At 49.1% G+C, this 22924-nt stretch carries 21 protein-coding genes; 13 read left to right on the top strand and 8 right to left on the bottom strand.

Features of this window, described 5'->3' with window-relative positions:
* Positions 1 to 19: 19 nt before the first annotated feature.
* The gene (locus AB4Y93_RS24070; protein WP_441895752.1) at positions 20 to 487 is read left to right on the top strand and encodes a MarR family winged helix-turn-helix transcriptional regulator; all 468 of its coding nucleotides are present in this window, start codon (positions 20 to 22) and stop codon (positions 485 to 487) included.
* A gap of 7 nt (positions 488 to 494) precedes the next feature.
* A complete protein-coding gene (locus AB4Y93_RS24065; protein WP_441895750.1) occupies positions 495 to 3692 on the top strand; it encodes an MMPL family transporter in 3198 nt (1065 codons plus the stop codon).
* A gap of 56 nt (positions 3693 to 3748) precedes the next feature.
* On the opposite strand, the gene AB4Y93_RS24060 is transcribed toward AB4Y93_RS24065, so the two are convergent.
* The 3 genes from AB4Y93_RS24060 to AB4Y93_RS24050 all read right to left on the bottom strand — a co-directional run bounded on the left by AB4Y93_RS24060 (position 3749) and on the right by AB4Y93_RS24050 (position 5430).
* On the bottom strand, positions 3749 to 4285 hold the full coding sequence (locus tag AB4Y93_RS24060) for a chromate transporter (RefSeq protein ID WP_441895749.1): 537 nt from the start codon (positions 4283 to 4285) through the stop codon (positions 3749 to 3751).
* Positions 4285 to 4851, bottom strand: coding sequence for a chromate transporter (locus AB4Y93_RS24055; RefSeq protein WP_441895859.1), 567 nt, complete (start codon positions 4849 to 4851; stop codon positions 4285 to 4287). Before AB4Y93_RS24055 ends, AB4Y93_RS24060 begins: the two co-directional genes overlap by 1 nt.
* 96 nt (positions 4852 to 4947) lie before the next feature.
* Positions 4948 to 5430, bottom strand: a complete 483-nt coding sequence (locus AB4Y93_RS24050) for an Lrp/AsnC family transcriptional regulator (protein WP_441895748.1) — start codon at positions 5428 to 5430, stop codon at positions 4948 to 4950.
* A 216-nt stretch (positions 5431 to 5646) separates the two neighbouring features.
* On the opposite strand from AB4Y93_RS24050, the gene ggt reads away from it, so the two are divergent.
* The 5 genes from ggt to bcp all read left to right on the top strand — a co-directional run bounded on the left by ggt (position 5647) and on the right by bcp (position 11053).
* Positions 5647 to 7227, top strand: coding sequence for a gamma-glutamyltransferase (ggt, locus tag AB4Y93_RS24045; protein WP_441895746.1), 1581 nt, complete (start codon positions 5647 to 5649; stop codon positions 7225 to 7227).
* Positions 7228 to 7320: 93 nt separating this feature from the next.
* On the top strand, positions 7321 to 8526 hold the full coding sequence (locus tag AB4Y93_RS24040; RefSeq protein ID WP_441895745.1) for an amidase: 1206 nt from the start codon (positions 7321 to 7323) through the stop codon (positions 8524 to 8526).
* Positions 8523 to 9377 (top strand): fumarylacetoacetate hydrolase family protein, encoded by an 855-nt coding sequence (locus tag AB4Y93_RS24035; RefSeq protein WP_441895744.1) that lies wholly within the window; start codon positions 8523 to 8525, stop codon positions 9375 to 9377. The genes AB4Y93_RS24040 and AB4Y93_RS24035 overlap by 4 nt, the downstream gene beginning before the upstream one ends.
* A 106-nt stretch (positions 9378 to 9483) precedes the next feature.
* Positions 9484 to 10557, top strand: coding sequence for an asparaginase (locus AB4Y93_RS24030; protein ID WP_441895742.1), 1074 nt, complete (start codon positions 9484 to 9486; stop codon positions 10555 to 10557).
* 28 nt (positions 10558 to 10585) lie between these two features.
* Entirely contained in the window at positions 10586 to 11053 is a 468-nt protein-coding gene (gene bcp, locus AB4Y93_RS24025) for a thioredoxin-dependent thiol peroxidase (RefSeq protein ID WP_441895741.1), read from the top strand.
* Between the two features lie 56 nt (positions 11054 to 11109).
* Here the strand turns inward: bcp and AB4Y93_RS24020 are convergent, their stop codons facing one another.
* Positions 11110 to 11493: a VOC family protein gene (locus AB4Y93_RS24020; protein ID WP_441895740.1), complete on the bottom strand. Its 384-nt coding sequence runs from the start codon at positions 11491 to 11493 to the stop codon at positions 11110 to 11112.
* Positions 11494 to 11631: 138 nt separating this feature from the next.
* On the opposite strand from AB4Y93_RS24020, the gene AB4Y93_RS24015 reads away from it, so the two are divergent.
* Positions 11632 to 12591, top strand: a complete 960-nt coding sequence (locus AB4Y93_RS24015) for an aldo/keto reductase (protein WP_441895739.1) — start codon at positions 11632 to 11634, stop codon at positions 12589 to 12591.
* Positions 12592 to 12634: 43 nt separating this feature from the next.
* On the opposite strand, the gene AB4Y93_RS24010 is transcribed toward AB4Y93_RS24015, so the two are convergent.
* The gene (locus tag AB4Y93_RS24010; protein ID WP_441895737.1) at positions 12635 to 13714 is read right to left on the bottom strand and encodes an S-layer homology domain-containing protein; all 1080 of its coding nucleotides are present in this window, start codon (positions 13712 to 13714) and stop codon (positions 12635 to 12637) included.
* 226 nt (positions 13715 to 13940) lie between these two features.
* Positions 13941 to 15794, bottom strand: a complete 1854-nt coding sequence (locus tag AB4Y93_RS24005) for an LTA synthase family protein (protein WP_441895736.1) — start codon at positions 15792 to 15794, stop codon at positions 13941 to 13943.
* A 251-nt stretch (positions 15795 to 16045) separates the two neighbouring features.
* Between AB4Y93_RS24005 and AB4Y93_RS24000 the strand changes: the two genes are divergently transcribed.
* Positions 16046 to 16966 (top strand): D-alanyl-D-alanine carboxypeptidase family protein, encoded by a 921-nt coding sequence (locus AB4Y93_RS24000; RefSeq protein WP_441895734.1) that lies wholly within the window; start codon positions 16046 to 16048, stop codon positions 16964 to 16966.
* Positions 16967 to 17044: 78 nt separating this feature from the next.
* Here AB4Y93_RS24000 and AB4Y93_RS23995 read toward each other — a convergent pair whose 3' ends face one another.
* Positions 17045 to 17200, bottom strand: coding sequence for a DUF1540 domain-containing protein (locus AB4Y93_RS23995; RefSeq protein WP_167281054.1), 156 nt, complete (start codon positions 17198 to 17200; stop codon positions 17045 to 17047).
* A gap of 213 nt (positions 17201 to 17413) precedes the next feature.
* Here AB4Y93_RS23995 and AB4Y93_RS23990 point away from each other — a divergent pair, with 213 nt between their 5' ends.
* Positions 17414 to 18376 carry a nucleoside hydrolase gene (locus AB4Y93_RS23990; RefSeq protein ID WP_441895732.1) on the top strand — a complete coding sequence of 321 codons (963 nt, stop codon included), beginning with the start codon at positions 17414 to 17416 and terminating at the stop codon, positions 18374 to 18376.
* 3 nt (positions 18377 to 18379) lie between these two features.
* Here AB4Y93_RS23990 and AB4Y93_RS23985 read toward each other — a convergent pair whose 3' ends face one another.
* On the bottom strand, positions 18380 to 19696 hold the full coding sequence (locus AB4Y93_RS23985; RefSeq protein WP_441895730.1) for a deoxyguanosinetriphosphate triphosphohydrolase family protein: 1317 nt from the start codon (positions 19694 to 19696) through the stop codon (positions 18380 to 18382).
* Between the two features lie 156 nt (positions 19697 to 19852).
* On the opposite strand from AB4Y93_RS23985, the gene cls reads away from it, so the two are divergent.
* The 3 genes from cls (at position 19853) to AB4Y93_RS23970 (ending at position 22911) form a co-directional block, all read left to right on the top strand.
* Positions 19853 to 21301 carry a cardiolipin synthase gene (gene cls / locus AB4Y93_RS23980; protein ID WP_441895729.1) on the top strand — a complete coding sequence of 483 codons (1449 nt, stop codon included), beginning with the start codon at positions 19853 to 19855 and terminating at the stop codon, positions 21299 to 21301.
* Positions 21302 to 21745: 444 nt separating this feature from the next.
* Entirely contained in the window at positions 21746 to 22132 is a 387-nt protein-coding gene (locus AB4Y93_RS23975) for a Fur family transcriptional regulator (protein WP_441895727.1), read from the top strand.
* Positions 22117 to 22911 (top strand): winged helix-turn-helix domain-containing protein, encoded by a 795-nt coding sequence (locus AB4Y93_RS23970; protein ID WP_441895725.1) that lies wholly within the window; start codon positions 22117 to 22119, stop codon positions 22909 to 22911. The genes AB4Y93_RS23975 and AB4Y93_RS23970 overlap by 16 nt, the downstream gene beginning before the upstream one ends.
* The last annotated feature ends 13 nt before the right edge of the window (positions 22912 to 22924 follow it).

Raw genomic sequence — 22924 nt, 5'->3', positions numbered from 1 at the left:
AAGCGAGAGGAATTTCGTGATGGCAATTGATAATGAACTGCTGGAATCGATCATAAGGCGGTATGAAGAGGCGCATTTCAGCGTGCATCGCAGGCTGACGGGCATGTTCCGGGGTCTGGTACCAGAGGAACTGACGATTGAGCAATACTCAACGCTCCGGCATTTGCGGACATCTGAAGTGTGTACATCAACGGAGCTGGCGGACATTTTCTGCGTGGGCAAAAGCTCGATTACCGCGATCATTACAAGGTTATTCGATAAGCAGTTAATTGAGCGGCTGCCAGATGAGAAGGACCGCAGGGTTACCCTACTGAAGCTTACCGAAGAAGGCAAGCGGGTAACCGATGTTGTGGAAGGCAAGATGCAGCAAATTATTGCAACATTTTTGCAGCATTTTGAAGAGAGAGAGGCGCTGGCCTTTATGGAGACCTTTGAGAAGCTGGCGCGGGTGATGTCACAGTCGTCTGGAGATGGAGAGGAGAGGTAGGTTAACAATGAAGACGGTTATTAAAGCTAGATGGATTATTCTGCTCGCTTGGCTTGTGCTGATGATTGGGCTTATGCTCAGTGCACCTAATATGCAGAATCTTGTTCGGGAAAAAGGGCAAATGAATGTGCCTGACGGTTACTCATCGACTATCGCTTCGCAGATGGCAAAGGAGATTGGCGCGAAGGATGGCGGAGGAGGCGGTGCATCTACTGTACTTGTCTTCCATAAGGACGGCGGCTTATCTGATGCTGACTTAACTAGTATTCAAGCCGGAATCGATAATCTGAAAGCACATAAAGAGGAGCTTCATATTGCATCGTTGACGACTCATTTTGACACTCCTGAGCTGGCGAAGCAGATGGTGGCGGAAGATGGTTCAACCGTGCTGGTGCTGGCTAATGTGAACCTGGATGGCGCAGAGCAGAAGGAGGTTCGCGATAACCTGTATGATGCGCTTAAGGATGTAAAGGTAGAGCATTATTACACGGGTAACTGGCTGATCTCCGAGGATGTGGTCACAAGCTCCCAGGAAGGGCTGAAGAAGACAGAGCTGTTTACAGTCGGCTTTATTCTAGTCATCCTGTTCCTCGTATTCCGCTCGGTTGTTGCACCAATTGTTCCACTTCTGACAGTGGGCTTCACTTATATGGTGACACAGTCGATCGTGGCGTTCCTGGTCAAATATCTCGATTTTCCGCTTTCGAATTTCACGCAAATATTCCTTGTTGCCGTACTATTCGGGATCGGGACGGACTATTGTATTCTTCTGATCAGCCGATTTAAGGAAGAGCTGACGCACAGGGGCGGCGACATTCGGGAGTCTATTGTAGCCACCTACCGTACCGCGGGAAAAACCGTTCTCTTCTCCGGTCTCGCTGTCTTAGTCGGATTTGCTTCCATTGGATTCTCGACCTTCGTGCTGTACCGTTCGGCGGTAGCGGTTGCTGTTGGCATCGCGGTGCTGCTGCTGGCGCTCTTCACGATCGTTCCGTTCTTTATGGCGGTGCTGGGCAAAAAGCTGTTCTGGCCGTCCAAAGGCTCGCTCGAGCATAAGCCAAGCGGATTGTGGGGAGCGGTTGGCAAGTTCTCGCTGAAACGTCCTGTCTGGGCGCTTCTGATCCTGGCGGTACTGATCGTTCCATTCCTGAGCGCCTATAAGGGATCGTTGTCGTTCAACTCGCTTGACGAGCTTGGCAATAAATACGATTCGGTAAAAGCTTTCAACATCATCGCCGATGGCTTCGGGCCAGGCGAGTCGCTGCCTTCTTCGGTCATTGTGAAATCCGATGAACCACTTGATACGCCTGAAGGTCTGGCGGCTCTCGAGCAGATCAGCCGTGAACTGAGCGGCGTACAGGATGTCAAAACGGTGCGCAGCGCAACTCGTCCAACAGGCGAAGCGATGAATGATTTTATGGTCTCCGATCAGGTTGGCACAGTGGAGGATGGTCTTGGCCAAAGCGGAGACGGCCTTGGCAAGATTGGCTCCGGTCTCTCTGATGCAAGCGCTGAGTTGAGTAAGAATGAGCCGAAGCTGAATGAAGCGGCGGCCGGTGCAGGCAAGCTGGTTGATGGTACGAACGAGCTGAAGACCGGTATTGTGCAGCTAGGTGATGGGCTCAAGCAAATTGAGCGTGGCCTTAAGGATGGCTCTGCCGGCGCGGAAGAGCTGACAAAAGGGCTTAAGCTGGCCAAAGCAAGCGCCGATCAGCTGGCTGCAGCAAGCAAGGAGCTGTTGAAAGGCTATCAGCAAGCGGGAGCGGGTGTAGGCCAGTTATCGCAGGCTAATCAATCCGTCGCTGCTGAACAGGCGAAGCTGGCGGAAGGCTTGTCGAGTCTAGAGCAGGGAATCTCTGGCCTGCAGGACACACATCCAGAGCTTGCGGATGACGCTGCTTATCAAGAGGCGCTTCGTTCTGTGAAGCAGCTTGGGCAGGATGCTGCAGGGATCAGCGGCCAAATGAACCAGCTGAATACACAGCTTGCCGCCGTGAACGGCGGGCTTGCGAAAGCCAATACCGGTTATGAGCAAGCAGCGGAAGGGCAAGCTGCATTAGCCGCGGGTCTTGGCAAGCTGGCAGATGGCATTGCGAAGCTTCAGACCGGCATCGAGCAGGCGGCGGACGGTCAAGGGCAGATCGTATCGAAGCTGCCGGGCGTAACCGATGGGCTTGATCAGCTGGCAAGCGGGCAGAAGGAGCTTCAATCTGGTTTCACAGAGTTGAACAGTCAGCTTGGGCAGTTAACTAGCGGCCTTGATCAAAGTGTAAGTGGTTTGACGCAAGTGACGGACGGCTTATCTTCGGCACAAGGTTACTTGAATGAGCTGTCGTCTTCCTCCAACAAACAGATGACAGGCTGGTTTATTCCAGCGGATGCGATAGCTAGCGCGGACTTCCAGCAGGCATTAAATGTGTATATGTCCGAGGATCGGAAATCTGCAAAATTTGATGTGGTGTTCAGCGGCAATCCGTATGAAGAAGAGACGATGTCGCAGATTGATGATCTCGAAGCAGCTGTAGAGCGCGGCGTGCAAGGCACGGCTTTTGACGGGCATGTCACGTATGCGGTTGGCGGCGTATCCAGTATGAACAATGACTTGAGCAACATTTCGAACGCGGACTATTCCCGTACGGTGATGCTTATGATTATTGGGATAGCGATTATTTTGATTATTTTGTTCCGTTCCATTGTCATGCCGCTCTACATGATCGCTTCCCTTCTTGTGACGTTCTATACGTCGATGGCGATTACGGAAGTGATCTTCGTCCGTATACTCGGGCATAGCGGTATCAGCTGGGCCGTTCCGTTCTTTGGCTTTGTTATGCTGGTGGCGCTCGGTATCGACTACAGTATCTTCCTGATGGATCGGTTCAAGGAATACCGTGATCAGCTGTCTCCTACCGAAGCGATTCTGGCTGCGATGAAAAATATGGGGACCGTCATTATGTCGGCTGCCTTGATTCTGGGTGGTACATTCGCGGCAATGCTGCCTTCGGGCGTCATGTCGCTTCTGCAGATCGCTACAATCGTATTATGCGGTTTGTTCTTATATGCACTTGTCATGCTGCCGCTGTTCATTCCGGTTATGGTCCGGATGTTCGGCAAAGCGAACTACTGGCCTTTCATGAAAGAAGACGGAGGGCGTCGTGCACCGGTATCTACGGGACATGAAGTTCATACCCATTCGACTGATTTGTAGGCAGCAAAAAGAACCTCTCGAACCACGGCGACCGTGGAGCGGGAGGTTTTTTTGGCTTATATATTGGCCAGCACTGTGCCGCCATACACAAAGGCGATGCAGATGACGATGGCAGGATGAATTTTCTTGCGCTCCATAAGCCAGTAAGCGACGGCTGCGATGCCAATCGTCTGCCACAGGTTGGTGGATCCGATGGATGTGTCGATCATCTGCCAGGTGAGCAGCACCATCATGATCGCAACGACCGGCTGAACGAGCAGCGTCATTCCTTTTACGATTGGCGATTGGCGATGCTTCTGCAGCAGCTTGAGCAGGAAGATAAGCGCAACTGCCGAGGGGATAATTGTTGCAGCCAGCGTGAGAATCATGCCGGGCCAGCCTGCTACGTCATAACCAACAAAAGCAGCAATTTTGGTCGCGATGGGACCAGGCAAGGCATTGCCAAGCGCCAATATATTCGAGAACTCCGTATCATTGGTCCAGCCATAATGCGTTACAATCTGGTTGTACATGAGCGGGATAGAGGCTGGTCCGCCGCCATAACCAAGGACATTGGCGACAAAAAAGCCGATAATCAGGTCAATCCAATCCATTACTCCCCGCCTCCCTCAGACCGCACACGCCGTTTGTTTTTCCACTTCATGAATAAGCCCTTCGCTTTGAAATGCACCGCTCCATAAGCTAAAAAGGCGACAATGACGATCGCATCCTGAATATTAATAATTTGCAGGAGGAGAAAGGCGACTGCGAACATTCCAAAGCCCATCCATTTGCCAAGTCCTTTGACGGCACGATTGGCAAATTCATAGGCCATAACGCCAAGCATAACGGCAATGACCGGAATAACGGCGGCAATCATACCTTGAATGACAGCCGAGTCGCTCAAATATTGCACGACAGACAGCAGGGCGATCATGGCGATGGCTGAAGGCAGAATATGCGATAAGACCGATACAATCGCACCAAGCCAGCCTTTGCGGCGGTAACCGAGGTAGGCGGCCATTTTAGTCGCGATTGGTCCGGGCAGAGCATTCGCAAGAGCGAGAATTTCGGCAAATTCATCATCTTCAATCCAGTGGTAGCGGGTAACAGCCTCATAGCGGATTAGCGGAATAACAGACGGTCCGCCGCCATAGCCTAATACACCGGTTTTGAGCATTGCCCAAGCAATCTGGCCGTAATCGTTTGTTCCTGTTGGTCTTCCGATCTGCGGCGGCTGGGCACCGGGTTCTAATGTCGTTGTTGTTTCCATCGTTTACAGCCTCATTCCCATCCGACTTTTGTATCGGTTAATAAGCACCTGACAATCGACACCCATAATGCCAGGCAGAGGATATAGCTTCTCCCGCATAAAGGTCTCCATCTCTTGATTGCTGGTGAACAAGCCATGCATATGCAGCTTACTTGGTCCGGTCATATGATAGAGGCTTGTCACAACGGGCTCATCGGCTAATCGGTCGGCTGCTTCATGGAGGTATTTCGGCTCCACTTCAACGTTGAAAAAAGCGCTGACCGTTATACCGATTTTCTCCGGATTAATAACAGCGGTGAACCGCTCGATGACGCCCTCTTCCATAAGAGTGTTAATACGTGCCTGCACCGCAACACGTGATAGACCGATATCTTTGGCTAAATCCGTGTAAGAGATTCTGCCATTTACATGCAGGGCGGATATGATTTTACGGTCGATATCATCAATTTGCCCGTTTTCTATAGGGCTGGAAGTTCGTTGATTCATACGTGGGACTCCTTTCAATATAGCAGAGTTCTATGCAAATGGTATGCGTATGAACTATTTTCATTACTATATGCATAAATATATATCGATTTTTGTTCATCATCAACAAAAATTGCGGAACCGGCTTTCTTTTTCATTGCCGGGTGCTGGGAGCCATGTTATTTTTAAAACATAGAATTAGATGTTAGTTAACCTGACTTATAAGGTGGCATGGGGATGGAGAAGCCGGTAACAGGAACAAAAGCGATGGTTGTAAGTCCACATCATTTGGCAACGGCAGCCGGAGCACGTGTATTGGAGCGGGGAGGCAATGCATTTGACGCGGCAATTGCCGTCAGTGCCTGCCTTGCGGTTGTTTATCCGCATATGACAGGTGTGGGAGGCGATGCCTTTTTCCTCTCCTACCATGCTGGTGATGGAGAAGTACGAGCTTATAATGCCAGCGGCCGATCCGGCAGCAAGGCAACCATAGATGTCTATGCCGATATGGAAGCTATTCCGACTAGAGGTCCTCGCAGCGCTGTTACAGTGCCTGGTATGGTGGACGGCTGGTATGCGGTGCAGAATCGATATGGCCGTCTTACGTTTGCGGAGGTGCTGGAGCCTGCAATTGCGTATGCAGCGGAAGGTTTCCCTATGTCCCCTGATCAATATGAACATACAAAGAAGCATGCTGTGATGCTCGCAGAGCAGCCAGTCACTGCTGGTATTTATATGCCAGAAGGCAGAATCGTGCCGGCAGGTGAACGGTTTGTTCAGCAGCAGCTGGCGGCAACACTAAATAAGATTGCCGAGCATGGAAGGGATGCCTTCTATAAAGGAACGGTGGCAGAAGAGATTGCCCGCTATTTGCAAGCGGAGGGTGGTTTTCTGACGGAGGAGGATTTTGCCTCTCACAGCGGGGAGTGGGTGTCGCCGATTCGTGGCTCTTATCGGGGATACGATATCTATCAGGTACCGCCGAATTCCCAGGGCTTCACCGGTATTATGGCTCTGCAAATCCTTGAACAGTTTGATCTTGCAGCGATGGGACATGGCTCTTACGCGTATTATCATGTGCTGGTAGAGGCGCTGAAGTTAAGCTTCCGCGACCGTAACCGTTATCTAACGGATCCGACTTTTTCGGCTGTTCCGCTCGATCGGCTTCTCAGCAAAGAGTATGCAGCAGAGCTTGCGGCATCTATTAATCAGAATGAAGCAGTAGACATTAACAGCCAGCCGGTGGGCAGTGATACTGCCTATGGGGCAGTTGTGGATGAGGAAGGCAATGCGGTTTCTTTTATCCAAAGCTTGTATTTCGAGTTTGGTTCAGGTGTTGTGGCGGGTGATACGGGGGTTCTGCTGCAAAACCGCGGCTCCTTCTTCTCGCTTAACCCGAATCATATTAACCGACTGGAGCCTGGTAAGCGGACCTTCCATACGCTTATGCCGGCAATGGCCTGCCTGAACGGCAAGCCAAGCTATTTGTACGGCACGCAGGGAGGAGAAGGGCAGCCTCAGACACAGACGCTTATGCTAACTCGGATGATTGATTTTGGTATGAACCCGCAGCAGGCCGTAAGTGAGCCGCGTTTCGTATGGGGCCGTACTTGGGGAACGCCTACGCAGGAGCTTAAGCTGGAAGGACGGATAACAGAGGAAACGGCTGATAAGCTTGCGGCAGCGGGACATCTTGTGCGGCGGCTCAATGACTATGAAGGTGTTATGGGGCATGCGCATGCCATTGCTATAAATAAAGATGGTCTATTAAGCGGCGGAGTCGATCCACGCTGTGATGGCTCGGTGATCGGCTGGTAGATTACTAATAATAGGCTTTTGATGCAATGAATAATCACAACTGGCCCTGAACATGGCTGCTTGATTGAAAATTCATTTTAGGAGGGATTGTCCATGATCGATACGTACAACGCGTTTGTGCAGACGGAGCTTGAGCTGCCGCCGATAGGAGAGGGAATGCTGAGCGGATTGGCATTTGCTGTAAAGGATGTATTCGCGATAAAAGGGTACACGAGCGGAGCCGGTAATCCGGATTGGCTGCGTACGCATTCGCCTTGGAACAAGACAGCCTCCTCCATTACAAGGCTGTTGGCATCAGGTGCAACTCTGACTGGTACAACCCATACGGATGAGCTAATGTACAGCATTAACGGCCAAAATGATCATTATGGTACACCAATTAACCCGAAGGCGCCGGATCGCATTCCGGGTGGCTCTTCCAGCGGCTCGGCTGTTGCCGTCGCAGCGGGAGCGGTCGACTTCGCGCTTGGTACAGACACGGGTGGCTCGGTTCGTGTCCCTTCTGCTTATTGCGGCATTTACGGGTTTCGGCCAACCCATAACCTTGTGCCGATTGATGGCGTAATTCCGCTTGCGCCGGCTTATGATACGGTCGGTTGGATGGCCAGGGATATTGAGCTGCTTCGGAAAATTGGTGAGGTCCTGCTTGCCGGGACTTTCTCGGAGGAGAAAGCGGAGGCATCGCCACCAAGCTTCCGCAGATTTATATTTGCTGAGGAAGCGTGGGATAAGACGGATGCCCCCTGTCGTAAAGGTCTAGAAGATTCCTGTCTGCAGCTTGTACAGGTGAAGGGGATGAGACAGGAATGGCGCTCCATTGCGCCAGAAGGTCTCGAAGCCTGGAGCCATGCCTTTCGGACGACGCAAGGCCGGGAAATCTGGCAGACACATGGCGAATGGATCGAGAAGGAGAAGCCGGTGTTTGGCGATAGTATCGGCGCAAGATTTGCTTCCGCAAGTACCATTACCGATGCAGAGGCAGAAAAGGATAAAGCTTTGCGACGTATCATCCGCGAACGTCTGCATGAACTGCTTGGCGAGGACGGGCTGCTGGTCATCCCGACTATACCGGGGACGGCACCAAGCCGTACGATTACTGGTTCGGCCAATGAAGAACGCAGATTTTGGACGATGCAGCTATCCTGCATTGCTGGTTTGTCCGGCCTGCCGCAGATAACTATACCTGCCGGAGAGGTAGATGGCGCACCTATTGGGCTGTCGCTCATTGCAGGAGCGAAGCAGGATCTGAAGCTGCTGCGCTGGGTTGAGCAATTCAAGAAGGAGGCGTCTAAGGGATGAAGCTGGCAACGATTATTCAAAGTGGAGTGGAACAGGGCTGTATCGCTGTGCCTGACGGTTACGTAACGCTTGCGGAACTGAACCGAGCTGAGCAGGCAAGCTGGCCAGTTGAGGTGTTCAGCTTGATTACAGCCGGTCAGCTTCAAGCTTTAACGGACTGGTATAACGAGGGCGGCCGAGAGAAGTTAACGGAGATGCCGAGCATTCCGGCTTCTGAAGCTGTTCCAGCGCCGCTCTACCGCCATCCCCGTAAAATTTGGGGAATCGGTATGAACTACACGGCTGATGCCAATGAGCAAGCCGTCCTTCGGAAGGAGGAACCCGTTAGCTTTATGAAGCCGGATACGTCAATCATCGGCGATGGCGAAGCTATCGTTCTGCCTGCCCAGTCAGAGCGGGTAACTGCTGAAGCGGAGCTGGCTATCATCCTTGGCCGAACTTGCAGGAATGTCACAGAGGAAGAAGCGCTTGATGCGGCTGCTGGTATTGCCGCAGCGATTGATACAACTGCCTCGGATATTCATGCCCGTCATATGCGGTATCTAACAAGAGCGAAGAGCTTCGATACCTTCTTCACCTTTGGTTCCGAGCTTATCACCATGGACGAGGCGGGAGATCTGTCACAGCTGCAGGTGGAAACCTGGCATAACGGAGAGAAAGCACATGCCAGCAAGCTTACTCATATGATTTTTCCGCCAGCCTATCTGATCGCTTTTCACTCGCAGGTCATGACGCTGCTGCCGGGTGATGTGATTTTAACAGGAACGCCGGGGTCGGTAGTAATTCGTAATGGTGATGTCATAGAGTGCCGTGTGAACGGATTGTCGCCGCTTCGGAGTAACGTGCGTTAGCGTATTAGCTTGCATGCTTCAAGCCCGGTTTAGTATGATTTATTGTGCATATGGAGACGACTGGAGAATAACCTATGCGAATTGCTAAACGGAGAGGGATGTACACATGAGCCAAATACTTGTCATGTTTACCGGAGGAACAATCGGCAGCAAGAATAATAACGGTGCGATTTCGGTGAATGAAGCAGGCTCTTATCATTTAATTGATGCTTATCAAGCAAGCCCCCTGAAGCGGGAAGTAGACCTTGAAACGGTTCAACCGATGAATATATTGAGTGAAAATATTGTACCGTCGGACTGGAATACATTGATTGCGGCGATTCGAGCTGTTGATCAATCCAAGTACGACGGTATTATTGTGACCCATGGCTCGGATACGCTCGCCTATTCGGCGGCTTTGCTCAGTTTTGTGTTATGCGATCTGACAATACCACTTGTCCTTGTGGCCAGCAATTATCCTCTTGGTGATGAGAGAGCAAATGGGCTGAGTAATTTTGCGGCAGCAGTGAATTTCATAACAGAAGATGCTGCACCAGGTGTATTCGTCATTTATCGGAATGACAAAGGGGAATCGATCGTTTATCTGGGCAGCCGCATTACCCAATGCGAGTCGTTTACTGATCAGTTCGACAGTCCCTACAACGTGCCTTATGGCGTCATGAACAGCGGGAGATTCCAAAGATATGATCATCCGTACAATCCTGCCCATGAGGAGCTTCGCCTGCGTCAGCCGGCAAGCAGCTCTTGGCTGGAGGATGGGGAAGGCATTCAATCTGGCATGCTCTATATCAAGCCGTTTCCAGGGCTGAACTATTCGTATTATGATTTCTCCACGCATAAGCCGAAGGCGGTTCTGCATGACCTGTTCCATTCCGGGACAGCGAATGCAAGCGTGGTGGACTCCCACTCTCTCCTGCAGTTTGCGGAGTATTGCGCAGAGCAGGGTGTGGATCTGTATCTATGTCCATTAAAAGACAGCACCGAGGCGATGTATGCTTCTTCGATCCGTTTGCTGGAGGCGGGAGCAGTCTTTATCGAGAATATGTCCGTTGAGGCGGCATTAATGAAGCTGACACTAGCCTATTCGCTGCCGCTGAGCAAAGAGGATATTCAAGCTTTTGTCATGGAGCAGCCGCTTTTCTACGAATTTGTGGCTAATCGTGGTAAACTTGGCGTGTAACGATCGATAAGAGGAGAGGTGTCCATTTATGACGCAAGGACAAGTACAAATTGGCCAAGCTGTGCCGGATTTCACACTGCCTGCTTCAACAGGCGGCAGCATTTTGCTTCAAGACTATAAAGGCAAGAAGCTCGTTATCTACTTCTACCCGAAGGATAATACACCGGGCTGTACAGTGGAATCCTGCGATTTCCGTGATTATAACGGTCAGTTCAAGGAGCAAAACACAGAGGTAATCGGTATCAGCCCTGACGATCTTGCTTCGCATGATACGTTTATCTCGGAATTCAGCCTTCCTTTCCCATTGCTGGCAGATACGGATCATACGGTATCGGAGCTGTTTGGTGTGTGGAAAGAACGTACCTGGGACGGCAAGACATTTATGGGCATCGAGCGTTCAACATTCCTGATCGACGAGAACGGTGTGCTTGTCCGCGAATGGCGCAGTGTATCCGTAGACGGCCACGTACAGGAAGTACTCGAAGCTGCAAAATAAACAAGTAATTAAAAGCCTCCAACTCCACGCTAGGTGGATTTGGAGGCTTTTGCGTATTAGCGCTGGAAGAACTCGATCCGCTCGCCTTCCGGTCCGCTGATGAAGAAATAACGGTAGCCATTTGGCAGAGTAATGATTTCTTCGTCGATAAACGTAACGGTTGTCTGCTTCAAACGTGCAAATTCCTCTTCTACATCATCTACATAAATCGCGAAGTGATGAACACGGCCTTCTACCGGCAGTTCGCCGTTATAATGTTGAACAAGTTCAATCTCTGTTTCATCAGAACCGCCGAATCCAAGGAAAGCCAGCTCAATAACGCCGTTCGTATGCGTCAGGCGGCCTTTCAGCTCAAGCCCTACGAACTCCTCGTAGAAACGGATTGTTGCTTCCATATCTCGTACCATAATTCCAACGTGATCGACTCGTTTACGTCCCATATGTATAGCTCCTTCTCCTCTAGATTGACAACATCATAGGCATTCAATCTTTCGTTGTCAAGCGAGATGGGGAAGAGTATAATGAAAATTATTCCAAGTAAAGTAATAGGTATTATGAGGTAAAAGGAGGTAGAAGGAATGGAGACAAGAAGACTTGGCAACAGTGAGCTGTATCCATCGGTTATTGGTTTCGGGGCATGGGCTGCCGGACGGAACGGGTGGGGCCAAGTAGAGGAGCGGGACATTAGGCTTGCGATCGACAAAGCTGTAGATCTGGGCATTACCTTTTTCGATACGGCTCCAGTATATGGATTTGGAGAATCGGAGAGAGTGCTTGGACAATCTCTTAAAGCTGTACGGGATAAAGTGCTCATTGCAACGAAGGTTGGGCTGGTATGGGATGACCGTTTCCAGGTAGATATCGACCTGTCGCGGGAAAGTATTATCGAAGAAGTCGATGCTAGTCTCCGTCGTCTGGATACCGACTATATCGATCTTTACCAGGTGCATTGGCCGGATCCGAAAGGAACGGTGCCAGTAGAAGAGACTTTCTCAATCTTAAATGAGCTTGTTCAAGCGGGTAAAATAAGAAGCATCGGGGTGTCCAATTTCTCTGTGCAGCAGCTTGTAGCGGCGCAATCGGTTGCTCCAATCATATCACTCCAATCGCCATATAATCTTTTTCAAAGACAGGTTGAGTATGCGGAGCTGCCTTACTCAGAGAAGCAGCAGCTTGGATTTATTCCCTACAGCCCGCTGGCGCAGGGACTGCTTACAGGTAAGTTCAATCCTCTCAGTACATTTTCAGATGATGATATTCGCTCTTATGGCAATCCCCTATACAAGCGCGATCATTTTGAAGGCAATGTCCTGAAGGTCGAGCTGCTTGAAGGAATTGCGAGAAATATCGGTAAGCCGCTCGGCCAAGTAGCAATCAACTGGCTCTTATACAATAAGGCAGTTACAACGGTTATACCTGGTGCCAAAACAGCTGTACAGGTCCAGGAGAATGCCGCTGCTTCCCGCTGGAAGCTTAGCCGTGAAGATTTCGAGCAGATCAGCCGTTTGTTCGAGCCAGATTCCTCCTATGTAATTTAGTTATAAAAAAAGAGGCTTGCGGTTATCCGCAAGCCTCTTCGTATTATTCTGCTTCACCAGAGAGATCTTCATCGTCGTAAAACGAGTAGATTTTCCAGCTGTTATCCGGCATTTTCTTCAGATAGTATACACCATCGTAAGACGATGGATTGGTAGACGATTCACCGTCTACTACTTCTGTCACATTATAGGTGCTGCCTGTAGATTGAACCACAGCAAAACGGTTCGATTTCGAAACAATTTCAAGTTTTTGTGGTGTTAGTTTCTCCATCTTAATCGAATAGCCTTCATCCAGATAGGATTCAATGTCTTCGTAGAGATATTGGTTAAAGGCCAGGGAATAGCCGGTCATGTACTTGGCCTGAACTTCGCCAAGCTTAGCGAAGTCTAGGGCATTGATAGCCGCTACTTCTTCCGTCTCGTCTGCCTCAATCACAGCTGTAAGAGCAGCATCCTCCGGCAAGTCACTGCTTTGCAGATCAAGTGCACGTTGAATCATAACAACTGCTTCTGCGCGGGTCGCGTTCGCATAAGGTTTGAACGTCGTTGCAGTAGCACCACGAACAATTCCTGCTTGGCTAGCTTGCTTGATAAACGGTGTTGCGAAGTATTCCGGTACGTCCGTGAATGCTTTCGCTTCACCTTCGAAAGTGACGGAAGCTGTGAAAGCACGAACGACCATTGTTGCAATCTCGCCGCGTTTAATCAGTTCATTAGGACCAAATGTTGTTTCGGTAAGGCCGTTCACGATGCCAAGGGAGCTGGCGATCTGAATCGGCTCGGAGTACCACTTGTCTGCTGGAACGTCAGCAAAGGTTTTGCCTGCCGCAGTGCTTGTCAGTCCAAGTGCGCGTACCAGAATGGATACGAACTCAGCACGGCTAATGGACAAGTCAGGCTTCAGCGTAACTTCGCCGTCTTGGCCAACATAGCCTTTAAGCAGATCTGCGCTTACGAAATTATCAAGCTCGTTAAAAGCCCAATGCTCATCAATATCGCCCGGGAAGTAAGTATTCATTGTATCCTCTGCAGACGCTGCGCTTACTTTAGAAGCTTGGAATGGGAATGCGATAAAGAGTGCTGCAAGGAAAAGAATAAGACTGTTGCGGTAAAAAGTTTTCATTTATAATACCTCTCTTGTTAAGTAGTGTGTTGCTAGACCCTTTCTGATACTAGCAGATGAGAGGTTTTAGTACTATAGAGAATTAGTAGATTTAGTGCCAAGATTAGCAAAATAAATCTTTGGAACTATATGGAATCCAGTATTTAGGAGAAGGCGAATGGGGTGGATTTAATCGAGGCATCCTATAAAAAAACGCCCGCCTAAGATTTAGGCGGGCGAACATTCGTTATTTCCATTCTGGAAGCTGACTGACGTAGCTGTCGGATAATCGCAGCAGCTCTAGCGAGCGGTTAAATTCATCTTCTGAATCAAGTGATGTTGTGCTGGCACCTGAGAGCGGGAGATGTGTGCCGTCCGCATAACCACTGCCGGACAGGAACAGCTCTTCACTGCTGAGGAACGAGCCGGTTGGCAAGTAGTAACGCTGCGGCAGCAAGTTAACCGATGTGTTGTTTAGAATATCCTGTCCGAAGTGAAGGTGATTGTCCAGCGAGAAGCCGAACAGATTCGCTACTGTAGGCAAGATATCTACTTGACCGCCAAGCTGGTTGAATACGGCCGGCTTCGTAATGCCAGGTGCTGTAATAATAAGCGGGATGTTGATCATATCGGCTGAGCCGTACTCATGACCGTATATTTCTTTCATTAGAGCTTTGTCATCGCGATCGAGGGAATAGATCGGCAGGCCAAGATGGTCGCCGTACAGCATAATCACACTGTTGTCCCATATACCGCGCTGCTTCAAATCGTCAATAAATAGTCCAAGTGCGTAGTCCGCATAATTCTGGGCTCGGATATAATCACCAACGAAGGTGTCCTCATATCGCGCTGGGAGCTCCATCTTATATTTGCGCTCCGGAATGGTAAATGGATGATGGGCAGTCATCGAGATCACATGCGCATAAAACGGTTTATCGCCTTGATCCATCTGTTCCAGCTCAGCCGCTGTCTTGGCATAAAGCACTTCATCGGAAGCTGCAAAGAAGACAGAATCTTCTTCTCCGAAAAACTTCTTATCATAGTAACGGTTGAACCCAAGCGCCTTATACAGCTCGCCGCGGTTCCAGAATTCCACGACATTCGTATGGAAAGTGGCAGTGTCGTAGCCGTGCTCTTGCATCAGTTTGGGCAGGCTTGGCAGTTCTTTCTTCGGATACACTTGCGTTGCCGCTCCGTTTGGCGGAATATAGAATGACGTATTGACAATAAATTCCGCATCGGATGTATTGCCTTGGCCAACGCCTTGATAGAAGTTATTGAAATAATAGCTTTCTTTCGCTAGTTTGTTCATATTAGGCGTAATTTCTTTGCCGTCGATCGTCAGATTAATGAGGAAGTTCTGGAATGACTCCATTTGGATGATGATCAGATTTTTACCGGAGGCTGCATTCCACTGCTGTGGTGATGCCGGCTTGTTAATCTGCTTTAGTTCATCAATCTTCGCCTGCGTAATTTCGGAAGGCTTAATAAGTTCCTGATTCTTATTAGAAAAGATCGTATAGGCTTCGTAGTTGAGGATCCCCATTTGCTCAGCTTTGACAATCTCGTTCATACTGGCGCGGTTTGGTACAATATTAAATAAGCAAAGCGCAAGCGAAATACCAAACAAGGCAGCTAGAACACGCCGACTGACCTGCTTCTGACTAGCTATCTTCCAATATTGGCCCTTCTTGCGGCGCATTAAATAATAGCTCATAACGACAATATCAATAAACACTAGCAAATAATAAGGGTCCATCAGGGAGAAGACGCTGTTGCTGACTGCCGTAACCTGATTCACTTGATGAAGGGCTACATACGTGACTATTACGCCATAATATTTGTAATACATGAGGACGGCAAATAGGATAGCGGTCATAAGCAGATTGGCGCTTAAATAATAGACCAGCTTTCGTTTTGTTGCAAACCATTCAATGAAGCAGAACACAATCAACGCAAAAGGTAATTCCTTGAGCAGGGTTGTCCAGTTCGGGCCACCAAAGACGACCATCCAGGTAAGAAAGCTCTTTAGAAGTACAATCAGCGAGAATGCGAGAATGGGTCGTTTGCTGAACAACCGTTTTGGTGCTAGATTTGACACGATTTTCGCCTGCCTCTCACAATAAAAACAGGCCTCCCTTAAGCTGCCTGTCATGTCTTGTCCTTACATTTATGATGTTATTGTCTTCATTATGCTTGGCTGGAAGAAGAATGTCAAAGGCGATACAAGTATGCCAATCATGGCAAAATGGCTCAAACAAATGTTACARCTTTTTAAGACATTATCTCGTCTATTCGTTTATAGTAGAGAGGACTAAAGGATCTACAATAAAGCAGCAGTAAGGAGACAACATGAGAAGAAATATAAGGAAACGCAGAAGACGTGGATTAGCATTTGTAGCGGTATGTGTGGTTGCTATTGCAGTCATTCTATTTATCCGCTATGAAAATTTAACGGCCCAAGCTCCAGAGGAGACGACGGCTAATAGCCAGACTTCGCAACCAGATCCTGCCGGAACGGATGAACCTATAACATCGGACGAGCCAACCAACTCGCCATCGGATGCTCCTTCAGAGGAACCATCTAATGAACCATCGGACAAGCCTTCCGATGAGCCATCCTCAACAGAGGAGCCTTCAAAGGCAGCAGTTGCAACAGCCGGTGAAGAGGACGGAATTCCGGTTGTTGCCCAGCCTGAGAGTGTAACCGTACTTGTAGATAAGCAATATAAGCTGCCGGATGGTTATGAACCTACGGATCTGGTGTATCCTGATGTTCGATTTACGTTTAATGACAAAATCGACAAACGCAAAATGCGCAAAGAAGCAGCAGGCGCACTGGAAGATCTCTTCGCTGGAGCTGAGAAGGACGGGATTTACTTAGCTGGTGTATCGGCTTACCGATCGCAAGCGACGCAAAAATCGCTGTTTAACCGTTATGTGGAGAAGGACGGAATGGAAAAAGCATTGACTTACAGTGCATTCCCTGGCACAAGCGAGCATCAAACCGGTCTTTCTATCGACGTATCAGGCAGTGACGGCAAATGTGCAGCAGAGGATTGCTTCGGTGGTACACCTGAGGCGGAATGGCTGGCAGCTCATGCACCGGAGTACGGGTTCATTATCCGTTATCCGGAAGGCAAGGACGCCATTACAGGCTACAAATATGAGCCATGGCATATCCGTTATGTAGGCAAAGAGTTAGCGCAAGAGCTCGAGGATAAGGGCTTGACCTTAGAAGAGTATTATAACGCGGTTCCGGTAACAAAATAACAGAGTCGAATGGGACGGCGCTCAGCTTCCGATGCGTGTGTGATACATGCTGGGGGCTGTGCGCCGTTGCCCATTCCTTTAGATCTTTGGCTCAAACGTTTTGCAATCCGTTTCATCGGAGTTGCTTGCTTGTTTCGAACGGTTGTTTACAACATAAATGGAAGACGCGGCGCAGTGATTGCCTGCTGCCCAATACTTACACGAGTTTACTTCACAAAGTACATCTTTAGCCATGGTGTTCACCTCCTGAAAAGAATGATCACACAAACAGCAAAAATGAGGCTGTTCGTGGTGATTCTTGCATCGTAAGCCTAAGCTTAATGAATATTCACCCAAGTGGCTTTTCTCAGGCCATTTATGAAAATTCATACTTCGAAAGCTTGGGCTCTAGCTATAGGATGGACAAACGCGATCATGTTTTATACTTATGAAGGGATGGAAGCGATAATGGGAAAAAAACTGTATTTTAATCACGATGCGGGGGTAGACGATCTAGTATCGTTGTTCCTTGTTCTGCAAATGAAGGATATTGAACTGATCGGGGTATCGGTCATTCCGGCCGACGGTTATTTGGAGCCGGGGATGGCTGCAAGCCGTAAAATTATTGACCGCTTCGGAGCGCCGGGCATGAGCGATAAGGTGGAGGTTGCACGTTCCAATTCCAGAGGACGAAATCCATTCCCTGCCGATTGGCGGATGCATACGTTTTTCGTAGATGCACTGCCCATCTTGAATGAACCGGGAACTATACATACACGTGAGGCAGGCTTGCCTGCTCACCAGCATATGATTCAGCAGCTGCAAAATGCCAGCGAACCGGTAACCTTACTCTTCACAGGTCCACTTACTGATCTCGCGAGGGCACTGGAAGTAGCACCGGGTATCGAGGAGAAGATCGAGAAGCTTGTCTGGATGGGCGGTACCTTTAATGAGAAAGGCAACGTTCAAGAGCCGGAGCATGACGGCACAGCGGAATGGAATGCCTTCTGGGATCCGGAAGCAGTTGAGACGGTTTGGAACAGCAGTATCAGGATCGAGCTAGTTGCGCTGGAGAGTACGAATAAAGTACCGCTCACCGTACCCATTAGAAACCGCTGGGCATCGCTTCGCAGGCATGCGGGTCTTGATTTTGTAGGTCAATGCTACGCGGCTTGTCCGCCGCTTGTCTATATGGAGACAAACTCCACGTACTACTTATGGGATGTTCTTACGACAGCAGTAGTCGGAGATCCAAGTCTTGTTCAAATGCAGACGGTCTATGGCACGGTTATTCCTGACGGTCCAAGCCAAGGGCGTACGGTCGAGACGGATGGCGGCCGTCCAATAAGCCTTGTCTACGATGTAGAACCAGATAAATTCTTCGACTATATTACGATGCTGTCGCAGAACGCGGAACTGAACCCTGCCTAAGGGTCAGTCCATTTCATAGATTGAACCGGATTTGCTTGCGTACAGTTCGGCGTAGACCTTCTCTGCATAAGCATCGGTCATGCCGGAAATATAATCCGCAATGAAGCGGGCCCAGCTCCAATTATGTTTGTGCTGCTCGAAGCTTGCTACCCAGTCTGTCGGCAGAATCAGGCGTCCTTGCTCAGGTACCTTGAAGCTGTCCCACAGGCGGCGGATCATAATTTCGCTGCGCATCTGCAGCCGCTGTACGCGGAAATCCTTAATCAGCGTTACCCAGGCTAATTTCTTCAAAATTTCCATCGTGCGCAGCAGATCGATATCCTGCTGTCCATCCAGCACGAAGGTTACCTTCTTCCAGCCCTTTGTCTGATCGTCTATAATGCCAACACGGCCAGCAAATACACTAACCCAGCGTGCTTTCATTTCTCTGCGCGTTCGGGAAGATTCATGGTCATACAGGGCGTAAAGCTCCTCCCACTGCTGCAAATAAGCCGCCAGCACTCGCTTCACCATTGCTGGTATGTCTACTTGATCCCAGCCCACATCCATATTTCCTTGATCTTCTACAATTTCTTGTACAAGGTTATCAATCAGCCGTTGATCCTCAAAGAAAGTCCGGTTCATTTGAATTTTGCCGGCACGGATGCCGTCTTCTATGTCATGGGTGGAATAAGCGATATCATCGCATAGGTCCATCAGCTGTGCTTCAAGCGTAGAACAGCCCGTTGGCATCGCCCAAGATTGGCGAATATGATCAATGGCATGCCACTCCGAGCTGTACAGCCCTTTCAGCCTTCCCGGTTCATCAATCGAGTAGGGGTATTTATTGGTTGCGAGCAGGACAGCTGCAGTGAGATCAAGGCCGCTGCCGCTGCCGGCGCGCTTCTCAAGGAACATGAGGATACGGAAGTTTTGGGCGTTCCCCTCATAAGCGAGGCCGTGTTCCTCCATTAATAAGCGGTTCAGTACTTCTTCGCCTTTGTGGCCAAATGGCGGATGTCCCAGATCATGGGCAAGTGCCGCAATTTCAACAACAGACGGATCCAGAATAAGGCCCGGATGTTCTTTTTGGGAGAGAAAAGCGTATTGTTTCCCTAAGCGCTTCGCCACTTCGCGGGAAATTTGCGATACTTCGAGGGAATGGGTTAACCTTGTCCGGTAATAATCACCTGATCCGGCACCAAATACTTGCGATTTGCCTTGCAGCCGCCGGAAAGCGGGAGATTGAATCAGCCGTGCATAATCCCGTTCATATTCATCGCGTTCCTCACTGAATGTGCTGAGCGCGGGTTCATCTAATCGGTATTTTCTTAAGTCCATGGTCCTGCCTCCTATGCCGCTCGCACTTAATATTTTCTGAAAATTGTAGCATAATTCATCAGTAATAAGAATGTTTGTGTAAGGTTTGAACATCTTTCGTGCATGAGGTATGCTTGCATTAACGTTTTTATCCATATATTGAGGTGCAGCTGTAGTATGAATGTCTTACAGGATATTTCTTCGATCTTTATTATCTTGAATATATTGCTGGCCCTTGCTGTCATCTTTCTGGAAAGAAAGGATGCAAGAGCGACTTGGGCTTGGCTGATGGTGCTTTATTTTCTGCCGGGTGTTGGGTTCGTCTTATATCTCATCATCGGGCAGCGGCTGCGCAAGCGGAAGCTGAATAAGATGCTAGTGGAAAGCCAGCGTATTATTGAAGATTCCATTGAAGCACAGAAGCTTCAATTAGAGGAGCGGCATATCGCATTTAACGATCCCGCTACCATCAACTATCAGACCATGATCCATATGAATCTGGTGGGCAGCTATTCCCTGTATACGCAGAATAATGCCGTACAGATATTCACAACCGGAAAGAGTAAGTTTGATACCCTGCTGCAGGATATTGAGTCTGCACAACATCATATTCACCTTGTCTATTACATTGTGCGTAATGATAAGCTTGGTAACCGTCTTATTCAGGCTCTGGTCGAAAAGGCGAAACAAGGGGTGCAAGTCCGATTCCTGTATGACCATATTGGCAGTAAGGGGCTTCCAAGAAAGTTCTTCAAGGAGCTGAGGGAGGCAGGCGGGCAGACTGCGGCATTTTTCCCGTCAAGAATTCCTTATCTGAATTTGAAGATCAACTTCCGGAATCATCGGAAGCTTGTCATTGTAGATGGACGGATTGGCTACATTGGAGGCTTCAATATCGGAGACGAGTATTTGGGGCGTAACAAATATTTCGGGGAATGGCGGGATACCCATCTGCGGCTGGAGGGAAGGGCTGTTCTGCAGATTCAGGCACAGTTCCTGATGGACTGGAACCTTGCCTCTTCAGGGATGGTAACGCTCGATTATCATTATTTTCCGCGGCATTTCCAGGCGGTTGGAACGATTGGCATGCAGGTTGTGGCGAGTGGGCCGGATTCGGATTATCAGCAAATTAAAGATGCCTATATCAAGATGATTTATTCCGCCAAAAGGAGTATCTGCCTTCAAACGCCGTATTTTGTGCCGGATGAAAGTCTTATGACCGCTCTCAAGATTGCTGCTATGTCCGGTGTTGAGGTGAAGGTTATGCTGCCAAGCAAGCCGGATCACTTCTTTGTCTATTGGGCGACCCATTCTTATCTGAATGAACTTCTAGCCGCTGGCGGCAAATGCTACATTTATGAACGTGGTTTCCTTCATGCGAAGACGCTTGTTATTGATGGTCAGGTTGCTTCTGTGGGAACAGCTAACATTGATAACCGCAGTTTTAAACTTAATTTCGAGATGAATGCCTTTATTTATGACAGCGCAACGGCCAGCGAACTGGAACGATTGTTTGGAATCGATCTGGAGGAGTGCACAGAGCTTACCTATGATATGTATCTTAAACGGCCGCTAATGGACAAATTCAAAGAATCAATCGCACGTTTGCTGTCGCCAATCCTATAATTACGCACGCAAAAAGGGATTCCGCTTATCAATGATAACCGGAATCCCTTTACCTTTCTGAATCACTATTATTCAATTTCGTAACGCTCCATTCTACAACTTGAGTTGCTTTAATATCGGGTAAGTATTTATCTCAGGCTTAAGTGACGAGTGTCGTTTGGATTCCCGCATGTCCGGTTAACCTTAGAGGATCTCCTTCCCGGAAATAGTAGAGACATGCTTCGCTAACCTACTTCAATGGTCTATCCCCTCTCGTTTGGTGTAGGTCTATCATAAACTATTATTTCAATTTTGTAAATATTCTGATAATTATTTTTTCGGATAGTTTGGCCGCTCTTCTAAAGTGTAATGAGGCATCATAAAGGAAGAGAATTTGAGTTGATCTCTTCCTCATTTAGATTTATACTTAGTCTAAATTAATCCGATTGAAGGACGGAACTAGCCATGACAAAGATCAATTTAACGATACAGCGAAAAACCATTCTTGAAGCGATCCAAGAGTCTCATGACCACCCAACAGCGGCAGATATTATTGAACGGCTGCGCGACAAAGGCGTTAGCTTTGCTTACGGAACGGTATATAACTCTCTTCGGTATTTGAGCGATGCAGGCCTTATTCGGGAACTGAAGCTTGGCGAGGCAGTCAGCCGTTATGATGCGCGAATGGACGATCATCACCATATTATGTGCAAGAAGTGCGGGCGGGTAGAGGAAGTGCTGACCGAACTGCCAGAGGAATGGCTTAAGAAAATCGCAGCGGAAACAAAATTTGCTGTCCAGGATGCTCATGTTGTATTAGAGGGGGTATGCGAGTTATGCGCCAGCCGGTAGAAGAGAATCGAATGGAAGCTGGCGCTGTCATCGGGCAGGAAGGCATGCCAGCAAGGGAGGCAATAATGGAGGGTAAAGCTTGTTCTTTAACGAAACGGATTATGACCGTCAGTCCTTTCCCGGAACGAATGAACAGTCTGCTGCACCTGCTTACAGCCGAATGCTTCGACTTGTTCTCTCTTCATGATCTGAACAAAGCGTTCGTCAGCAGTCTGCAGCCGGAGCTGATCATCTATGATGCAACGCCAAATCCACTTACTCCGGATGCTGTTGATGCGCTGCATGCCGCGATGACACAAACATCGCATATTAACGGCGCTTCACTGCTGTTCCTTGTCCATGAGGACGCCCGGGTTATGGCATCTTCCATTCCGCGTCATGCGGAATTGCTTGTGTGGCCTTCAAGTCCACAGGATGCACTGCACCAGGTGAACCGGATGCTCGGCGAATGGAAGGCACCCGATCAATCCGCTTACCACTTCAAGGACTTATCCGTTGATCTGAAGAAAATGGCCGTCTACCGCGGCAGTGAACGGATCGAACTGACGAAGACGGAATATGATCTACTGCTTATGTTCCTTACTTCTGATGGAGCTGTATTAACACGCGAGGCGATGTTTGATGCCGTATGGGGAAGCCAATATTTTGGCGGCAGCAATGTCGTTGATGTGCATATCAAGACGCTCCGCCGCAAATTGAAGGACAGCGCGGTTACACCGAGCTACATTGCAACTGTCCGTGGAGCTGGATACCGGCTCGTGGAGGAACGGAGCAACTAAAAGGAAACTCATT

Source organism: Paenibacillus sp. YAF4_2, assembly GCF_052113225.1.
Classification (GTDB): Bacteria; Bacillota; Bacilli; order Paenibacillales; family Paenibacillaceae; genus Pristimantibacillus.
This window is presented reverse-complemented; position numbering and strand designations above follow the sequence as displayed.

Coding starts and splice junctions, on each gene's coding strand:
- AB4Y93_RS24015 (WP_441895739.1), top strand. CDS start 11,632: ATGGAGACAAGAAGACTTGGCAACAGTGAGCTGTATCCATCGGTTATT.
- AB4Y93_RS24040 (WP_441895745.1), top strand. CDS start 7,321: ATGATCGATACGTACAACGCGTTTGTGCAGACGGAGCTTGAGCTGCCG.
- AB4Y93_RS24060 (WP_441895749.1), bottom strand. CDS start 4,285: ATGGATTGGATTGACCTGATTATCGGCTTTTTTGTCGCCAATGTCCTT.
- cls (WP_441895729.1), top strand. CDS start 19,853: ATGAATGTCTTACAGGATATTTCTTCGATCTTTATTATCTTGAATATA.
- AB4Y93_RS23985 (WP_441895730.1), bottom strand. CDS start 19,696: ATGGACTTAAGAAAATACCGATTAGATGAACCCGCGCTCAGCACATTC.
- AB4Y93_RS24055 (WP_441895859.1), bottom strand. CDS start 4,851: ATGCTCAAAACCGGTGTATTAGGCTATGGCGGCGGACCGTCTGTTATT.
- AB4Y93_RS24065 (WP_441895750.1), top strand. CDS start 495: ATGAAGACGGTTATTAAAGCTAGATGGATTATTCTGCTCGCTTGGCTT.
- AB4Y93_RS23975 (WP_441895727.1), top strand. CDS start 21,746: ATGACAAAGATCAATTTAACGATACAGCGAAAAACCATTCTTGAAGCG.
- AB4Y93_RS24035 (WP_441895744.1), top strand. CDS start 8,523: ATGAAGCTGGCAACGATTATTCAAAGTGGAGTGGAACAGGGCTGTATC.
- ggt (WP_441895746.1), top strand. CDS start 5,647: ATGGAGAAGCCGGTAACAGGAACAAAAGCGATGGTTGTAAGTCCACAT.
- bcp (WP_441895741.1), top strand. CDS start 10,586: ATGACGCAAGGACAAGTACAAATTGGCCAAGCTGTGCCGGATTTCACA.
- AB4Y93_RS23970 (WP_441895725.1), top strand. CDS start 22,117: ATGCGCCAGCCGGTAGAAGAGAATCGAATGGAAGCTGGCGCTGTCATC.
- AB4Y93_RS24000 (WP_441895734.1), top strand. CDS start 16,046: ATGAGAAGAAATATAAGGAAACGCAGAAGACGTGGATTAGCATTTGTA.
- AB4Y93_RS24050 (WP_441895748.1), bottom strand. CDS start 5,430: ATGAATCAACGAACTTCCAGCCCTATAGAAAACGGGCAAATTGATGAT.
- AB4Y93_RS23990 (WP_441895732.1), top strand. CDS start 17,414: ATGGGAAAAAAACTGTATTTTAATCACGATGCGGGGGTAGACGATCTA.
- AB4Y93_RS24020 (WP_441895740.1), bottom strand. CDS start 11,493: ATGGGACGTAAACGAGTCGATCACGTTGGAATTATGGTACGAGATATG.
- AB4Y93_RS23995 (WP_167281054.1), bottom strand. CDS start 17,200: ATGGCTAAAGATGTACTTTGTGAAGTAAACTCGTGTAAGTATTGGGCA.
- AB4Y93_RS24010 (WP_441895737.1), bottom strand. CDS start 13,714: ATGAAAACTTTTTACCGCAACAGTCTTATTCTTTTCCTTGCAGCACTC.
- AB4Y93_RS24070 (WP_441895752.1), top strand. CDS start 20: ATGGCAATTGATAATGAACTGCTGGAATCGATCATAAGGCGGTATGAA.
- AB4Y93_RS24030 (WP_441895742.1), top strand. CDS start 9,484: ATGAGCCAAATACTTGTCATGTTTACCGGAGGAACAATCGGCAGCAAG.